At 38.3% G+C, this 7,326-nt stretch carries 6 protein-coding genes and 2 pseudogenes; 1 reads left to right on the top strand and 7 read right to left on the bottom strand.

Annotation, left to right across the window (positions count from 1 at the left end; genetic code table 11):
• Nucleotides 1-157 precede the first annotated feature (157 nt).
• Nucleotides 158-1,130: pseudogene (locus RWZ99_RS08270) on the bottom strand (IS110 family transposase); the annotation flags it as partial.
• An 8-nt stretch (nucleotides 1,131-1,138) separates the two neighbouring features.
• On the opposite strand from RWZ99_RS08270, the pseudogene RWZ99_RS08265 reads away from it, so the two are divergent.
• Nucleotides 1,139-1,603: pseudogene (locus tag RWZ99_RS08265) on the top strand (transposase); the annotation flags it as partial.
• A 353-nt stretch (nucleotides 1,604-1,956) separates the two neighbouring features.
• Here the strand turns inward: RWZ99_RS08265 and RWZ99_RS08260 are convergent.
• The 6 genes from RWZ99_RS08260 to RWZ99_RS08235 all read right to left on the bottom strand — a co-directional run bounded on the left by RWZ99_RS08260 (nucleotide 1,957) and on the right by RWZ99_RS08235 (nucleotide 7,136).
• Nucleotides 1,957-2,319 (bottom strand): PTS glucitol/sorbitol transporter subunit IIA, encoded by a 363-nt coding sequence (locus RWZ99_RS08260; protein ID WP_195520192.1) that lies wholly within the window; start codon nucleotides 2,317-2,319, stop codon nucleotides 1,957-1,959.
• 94 nt (nucleotides 2,320-2,413) lie between these two features.
• Nucleotides 2,414-3,394 carry a PTS glucitol/sorbitol transporter subunit IIB gene (locus RWZ99_RS08255; protein ID WP_022496544.1) on the bottom strand — a complete coding sequence of 327 codons (981 nt, stop codon included), beginning with the start codon at nucleotides 3,392-3,394 and terminating at the stop codon, nucleotides 2,414-2,416.
• A 16-nt stretch (nucleotides 3,395-3,410) separates the two neighbouring features.
• Complete coding sequence (locus RWZ99_RS08250; RefSeq protein ID WP_314677930.1) at nucleotides 3,411-3,953, bottom strand: PTS glucitol/sorbitol transporter subunit IIC; 543 nt, start codon at nucleotides 3,951-3,953, stop codon at nucleotides 3,411-3,413.
• Complete coding sequence (locus RWZ99_RS08245; protein ID WP_314677929.1) at nucleotides 3,950-4,447, bottom strand: transcriptional regulator GutM; 498 nt, start codon at nucleotides 4,445-4,447, stop codon at nucleotides 3,950-3,952. Before RWZ99_RS08245 ends, RWZ99_RS08250 begins: the two co-directional genes overlap by 4 nt.
• Nucleotides 4,447-6,273, bottom strand: coding sequence for a PTS sugar transporter subunit IIA (locus tag RWZ99_RS08240; RefSeq protein ID WP_314677933.1), 1,827 nt, complete (start codon nucleotides 6,271-6,273; stop codon nucleotides 4,447-4,449). Before RWZ99_RS08240 ends, RWZ99_RS08245 begins: the two co-directional genes overlap by 1 nt.
• 62 nt (nucleotides 6,274-6,335) lie before the next feature.
• Nucleotides 6,336-7,136, bottom strand: a complete 801-nt coding sequence (locus RWZ99_RS08235; RefSeq protein ID WP_002893988.1) for an SDR family oxidoreductase — start codon at nucleotides 7,134-7,136, stop codon at nucleotides 6,336-6,338.
• Nucleotides 7,137-7,326: the final 190 nt, after the last annotated feature.

The following is a 7,326-nucleotide window of genomic DNA, read 5'->3' as shown; positions in this document are numbered from 1 at the left end:
ACTTTATCAACTTTAAGAAACGTGTTTTCATCACTCTGAACATACAAAAAGAGAAAACCTATCCGGTCCTCTCTAGATGTTAGCTTTTCGTCACCCACTACAGTTGACAAGGAGCCTTTTTTTGATAAGGTGTTACAATCATATGGCATAAACAATTTTACCGATTTTGGGTAGAAGTATAATCGTAAAGCTTGTTATGTGTTATGAGGTAATACATTGTTCTAATGAGACGATGTGTAGAGGCAATCGTGTGTGGTTTGGTTGAAGTCACTTGCGATTGTCTTTTCCGTTTCTCATAGAAGTCTGCTATATGACAAGGATTGGTGTAGCCAGCTGAAGCTATGTTATGAATGCACTTAAAGAGAACCTTTCTGGCATAGGGATTCCCACGTTTGGTGATCTGTTCCTTGGCTAGAAAGTCCCCAGATTCATAGTGGCTGAGGTCAATGCTGATCAAAGCATTGATTTGATTGGCAGAATGAAATTGACGAATGTCACCAAGTTCGCCAATAATACTTGTCGCTGTGGGTTCAGTGATTCCAGGAATAGAGAGAAGAATCTCGTATTCTGGCAAAGGTTGAGCCAAAGTTACCATCTCCTCTAAAACGCTTTGTCTATATTCAGAAAGCCTAAGTAACTCCCCTGCATAGTATTTGATCTCTTCCATCATTGGAGAGGTTTTCTTGACCTCACAATAAGACTGATTAGCTAGTTTTGTAAGCTTATCTACTAAGTAAGTCACACGTTTTTCAGAGATGCGTTTTGCCGTAGACTGACGGATGATAGCTGTTAATACGGCGTCATCTAACTCCAGTACAAAACTATTACATGGAAAAGTCATGACCAAGTTCCAATATTGTTCCCACAGTTGGTGACGATAAGATGTTTTACAATTCAGGAAAAGAGACCTGTAGAACCTTGTGCAGACGGTTTTTAGCGCAGAAAATATCCCCAGTAAGATTCTGATAGAAATGGCTGAGGTCGCGTAATTCTTGATAAAGCACTTCTTGGACATAGCTTGGTTTACGATTGAGGATGAACTGAGACGTAGCTAGTTTTTCAGCGTCAATCTTATCTGTTTTACGTACTCGTAAGCTATCTAGTTGATTTTGTGATTCTAAGGGCTTGAGCAGATTATCAGCAGGCTTACCCATTAGCTAAACAACAACGTTGCTTAATTCATATTAGTCGAAATCTGGCTAGTAGGGTGAAACGATCTGATCGAGCGGTTATTCTGGGGCAATTTAAAATGATTTATCGTGCTGAAAATTTAGAAATGGCAGTACAAGCTTTAGAGGACTTTATCGCCGAATGGCAACCAAAGTATAGGAAAGTCATGGAAAGTCTGGAGAATACGGATAATCTTTTAACTTTTTATCAGTTTCCCTACCAGATTTGGCACAGCATTTATTCGACAAACCTCATTGAGTCTCTCAACAAAGAAATCAAACGTCAAACGAAAAAGAAGGTTCTTTTTCCTAACGAGGAGGCTCTGGAACGTTACTTAGTTACTTTGTTTGAAGATTATAATTTCAAGCAAAGTCAACGAATCCATAAAGGGTTTGGACAATGTTCTGACACACTTGAAAGCTTATTTGATTAGCACTCTATAACTCTACTTGAGTGTTTACACAAAATTATTGACAGTATCATAAAGTCGAAATCAACCTCTGATTCCAATTGGCGAAGAAAGTGATCTTCTGGGACCAATTCGTCTATCGTATAGAAGCCATATTGGCAGCGATGATAATCAGGTTTTTCTTTGTGAAACATAGCTAGCACCTCACAACTTTTCTTACCTCTATTATACAACTTTACAAAAAGAAAAGCCCTTAGAAAAGTGTCTTCTAAGGACTTTGTCTTCAATCTGAACCTCCCCTAAGGGAGGCTGCGTTTAGTTTTAGGCTGCTGCTTTGATAGTTTACAGGATTTGATTTTCTATCCTACTTGAGCTACTTAGAAAATCTGAATGGTAGAACCTTTCTCAATTACTACTGCTTGGTCTGCTGCAACATGGAGAGTGCCCGGCAGACTGCCCTCTTTTGAACCATCAAAAGAAATAGTGATATGGCCCAGTCCAGTTAAATTTTTTTCTACTACATTTCCCACGGCAGTAATCGAATATTCCTGATTATCTACCACCAGCTTGCCGCCTTCTAGTATTGAACCTAGCAGATTTTTGTTATCAATCTTAAAACAATACTCTGCTAAGTCTTCCGGAGCTTCTTCTCCAAATAAAATGAGCATATTAGCGTCTTGAATCATATTCTGAGCTTCAGGTCCCACTTGAATTACTTTAGCTTCAAAAATTTTCTTCATCTAATTCCGATTCATCCTTTCTCTAATCTTTCATGTTCCTAATAGATAAGTTTAAGATACTATTTTTTATATGTGTGCACAACCTAACCATGCTCTACTGATAAAGACCAATACTAGCGACCCAAGCTACTAAGACCCGAGGAACACCATTGAGAAAACGTGAATAGAGAACAGAAGGGACACCAACCTCAACAGTTTCAGCTTTCGCCTCAGATAGCCCAAGTGCTACAGGAATGAAATCACAGCCATTTTGAGTGTTGATAGCAAATATAGCTGGCAGAGCCATTTGAGGCGGAATATTTCCTTTTCCGATTTCGACTCCAATTAAGGTTCCGATAATCTGACTGATAACAGCTCCAGGGCCCAACAAAGGAGATAAGAATGGCAAGGAACAGATAAAGCCAATCAAAATGAGTCCCCAAATGTTCCCAGCTAGAGGAACCATTAGTTTTGCCAGCCAATTTCCAACACCAGAACCCTGAATAACCCCAATTAGTAAAGAAACAAATGCCATGAAAGGAATAATAGTATTGAGCATTGTTTGGATGGCTTCACGAGCAGCCTGGTTGAAAGTCGCAACAACCTTACCAGCCCCCATCCCAATTCTTGCTACAATACTTGTTTCTGCTTTTTGTTCTGTGATTTTTTTACTAGTATCGTAAGTTGGTTTTTCAGTAACCACCGTTGTCGCTTTTTCATCTTCATTAGCAGCGGAAATTTGATCAAGACCAACTGCTGATACATAGATTTCCTCTGTAATATACTGAGCTAGAGGTCCGCTTTTACCTGTAGCGACAATATTGATCGTCGGAATCCCCTTCTTAGGATAGATTCCACAGCGAAGAGTTCCGCCACAATCTACAATTGCCAAAGCAATTTCCTCATCAGGAATAGATGTTTTAAATCCATTAACAGCTTCCATACCTGTCAAATCAGCAATTTTATCCACAATATCTGGCTTTTCTCCGCCACCAGTGATATAGATAAATTTATGCTTTGCCTCACTAGGAGTAATGACCAAAGGTCCTCCGAAACCGCCATTTCCTTTAACAACTTTTATACTCTTATATGACATAAATTCACTCTTTCTATCAATCAAATGTTTTACTCAAGGTAACCCCTTGCTGTTTCGCAACATAAGCAGTTGTAAAATCTGTTACCCAGCCACCTACAAAGTTCATGACAAGCCCAACAAGCATGTAACGAATGGCTAATTCCATTTGACTCAAGCCTAAAGTTTGAATCCCTGTCGCGATTCCCATCCATACAAACAATTCCCCAGGATTGATATGCGGAAATACACCATTTGAAGTGTGGCAGAACTGCATCTGAGCTGCTACAAAACTAGGTTTATAATATTCTGGTAAAAAACGTCCCATACTGATTGCCATCGGGTTCCCCAGCATAAAGGCTGAAATGAAAGGTAAAATCATATACCGGCTAACAGGATTTTTGGCAGAAATCTTAGCCAGGGAATTGACCTTCTCTTCTCCCAAGAAAGCGATAAGGGTATTCATTGCAATCAATAGCATTAGGACAAGCGGTACAATATTTGTCATCCAGCTAATAAAGGTTTCTCCACCTAATTGGAAGAGTTTCATAAAATTCTCTGCAAATTTTGTAATGTGATTCATAAGGAACCCCTTTTCTTATTTTTTTTTAATAACTGTTTAATAGATGATTGTAAGTAATTCGCATAAAAGCCAAATCCCAAAAAAGAATCAGATGAACTTGTCTCTTTCTCAATACCTGCCTCATGCAAAAGATAGACTTTTCTAGCATCTTCTATGGCTGATTGCATCAACTTATTTTCTTTTCTCACAAGAGGATTATACTTGTCAAAATAATGGATGTCTTCTCCAACATAATCGTCCATATTTTGAAAACGCGCTAAGATTGTGACTCCTTGCATTTTGCTAGCTTTAAGAACCCGACCGTTTTCATCAACCGCGAACATGACAATCGTACCGGATTTGATTCTTCCGGACTTCCTGCCAATCGCTACGCGACCCAGTTTTCGGAGCATCGTATAGGTCTTATTGAAGTCTTTGAGTTGCTGCCAGCCGAGGAACATTTGAAATATATAAGCTGCCATTACAAATACGGCGAAAATTATTAGCGAATTCATTAAAATACTCCTTTGCTCTTAGAAAATGATAGAAACTCTGTCTCTGTTTCTACCGATCTCAATGCCTCTTTCAGAGAAGGCTCTCCTGCAATTCTAAAAATATCATCATACAATTCCAGTAATTCACTTTCCATTTTTGTTTCAATTTCTGAGGGAATGGCGACTAGAAAGATAAATTCAATCCATTCATCTCCTTTTTGATAAGGTTCTTCTAGTTTTCCAAACATTAAAATAGTCTTTGCATAACCCTGGTTAATTGTATGGGGGAAGGCAATTCCTCCACCAAAAATGGTTGATTGCTTTTTCTCCCTATCAATTATCCGTTCTATAAAACCTTTATCAATCATCTGAAGTTTCCCTAACTCTGCAACCATATTTAGCAAGTATTGCTGATAGGTTTTTTGGGGGCTTAATCGAAGAAAGCGTAAGCTGACTGTTTCTAGATTTTTTTGATGAAAAGCATTGGCTTTCTGCCATTCTTCCTGCAGCCATTGATCATCAAAAAGATGATTAACTTGAATGACTGGAGATTTAGAATCTTTATATTTTAGAGGAACTGTCGTAAAAATCGCGAAATAGTCCTGATTCAATTCCACATTAAAATCCTCTTCAGAATACTGAGTAATGTCTACATCATTTCCAAGGACTCGTCTGAGTTGCTGAATAATCATCGCAGCGGTTCCTCTTCCTGTTGTGCAAACTACAGCTATCTGCTTGCGAGAACCCTTAACAGCAGAATTTTGTTTTCTTAAAATCATTTCAAAATACAAAGCCAGATATCCGATTTCAGATAATTCCAATTCTGAACCAAAAATTGCAGATAGTTCTTCTCCAGCAATTTTCGCCATTTCAAAAGCAAAAGGATATTGAGTTTGAACCTCGCCATGAAATATATCATTAGCTTGCACATGGAAAATCAGTCGATTGATTAAAGGGCCTAGATGAGACTTTATTTCTTCAAATAATTCTTCATCATCAAAGTGAACCAACATTGTTTCTTTGACTTTCTTGACAATCCCTTGAAAAATGTTTGCTAACTGTTCAGATTGATAAGACGGCTTGCTTAAAGTGTCAATAAAACGGACATTAAACGGAAAACACAAAAAGTCTATTTCAAACTGACTGAGGGAAATCTTATAAGTCATCTCAATATGATAGATTAATTTCTCAGCCAAAGGTGTCTCTGTTAAATCATTCTTATAATAAGGAATAGGACAATTCAACACCTTAGATGTATGAATACGTTCCACCATAATTGAAATGGTCTTTCGAAGGAGTTCCTGTGTTTCTTTAGGGATTTTATAGTCCTGGACTAGCGTCTCCAGAAAAGAAGAGGTTGCCTCAGTGAGTGTCCTTCCTTCAAAGTAAGGAGCCACTTGGTGAATATAGAGCAAGCGCAAATTCAGCTCGCTCCCCAAGACCTCCAGCCCACGGTTGGGCTTTCCTGAAATAGTAATAGAGTAACTCTCTGCCAAAGATTTTACTTGTTTTAAATCCTTATTAAGGGTACTTCTACTAACACCTACTTCCTCAGCCAAGTCGTCAATAAGAAGAGGGGAGGTTGACTCAATTAAACGTTTTAGCAAATAGGCAATTCTTTTACTGGAAGAATTGAAGTCACTCTCCTGTTTTAAACTACCAGATAAAATCCTTTCCAACTCTGTATAGTCATACACTTCCAACATTAACTGATCATCTTGTGAGATAATCTGGATATTAGGAGCCAAAACATCATTTAATTGTTGGATACTCTTTTGCAAGGTTTGCAAACTAATATCCAGTTCTGAGCGCATATCTACCAAGGAATAAGTTGGCTGCGAGACCATTTTGTCTAAAATATTATACCATCGATTTACTAAGGTCAACTCTCTTCCCCACCTTCATTGTTTTATCCGCGAGTTTTACCTCCGGCAATATTTGTAGTGACACCTGTTATATAGCTAGAACGGTCTGAAATATAGAACGCTACAAGATCAGCTACTTCCCGTAGTTTCCCACTCCGTCCCAATGGAGTCGTTGAGGTTGAAGCATAACCAGCTCGAATATCTTCTACCGTCTTTCCACGGGTATAAGCAAGAGCTTCCTCATAAGAAAGAGTTCGAAGTCCCGTAGCTTCCATAATTCCTGGAGCAATTCCAACCACACGTACACCATGCTTACCAAGCTCTTTCGCCCATGAACGAGTGTAACTATAAACTGCTGCTTTTGTTGCAGCATAGGCACTTTGTCCTTCAGAACCTTCCAAGCCTGCTTCTGAAGCCATGTTCACAATTACACCTTTTCCATTTTTCACTAAAATACGTCCTACTGCCTGACTAACCAAATACAAACCTTTTTGATTAATCATTGTTACTTTTTCGAACGTCTCATCGTCCAACTCGTAAGGACCTTTAGGATTTTCTGCATCGATTAATAATCTAGGTACATTAATCCCCGCATTATTGACTACCGCATCAATATTGCCAAATCTTTCAACTATTTTAGCGACTCCTGCTTCTACTTCAGAGCGAGAAGTTACATCAACTTTTACAAATAATAGATTCGGGTGACGCAAATCGTTGTCGCTAAGATCAAAATTCGCTACATTGACTCCTAATTCCAACAATTCTTCGACGATTGCCTTACCAATCCCAGATGACGCACCCGTCACAAGAACTGTTTTGCCTTTAATGTCTAACCAATCATTCATTTTGATACCTCTCAAATTTTATTTACAAGGCAATTATACAGCGCTTTCATAAAAGAATTAAGACACTCTTTTTTACACTGTTCAAAAAATTAATAAACTAATTAAGAGGCTTGTACTAAAAAATCCACTAGAAATTGTACTGACCCCAAAAAGTTAGACAATTAATTTACACAAAGGATTTAGTTCTGTA

The organism is uncultured Streptococcus sp., from assembly GCF_963545685.1.
GTDB lineage: Bacteria > Bacillota > Bacilli > Lactobacillales > Streptococcaceae > Streptococcus.
The sequence above is the reverse complement of the archived record's forward strand: the minus strand, read 5'-3'. Positions and strand labels throughout refer to the sequence as shown.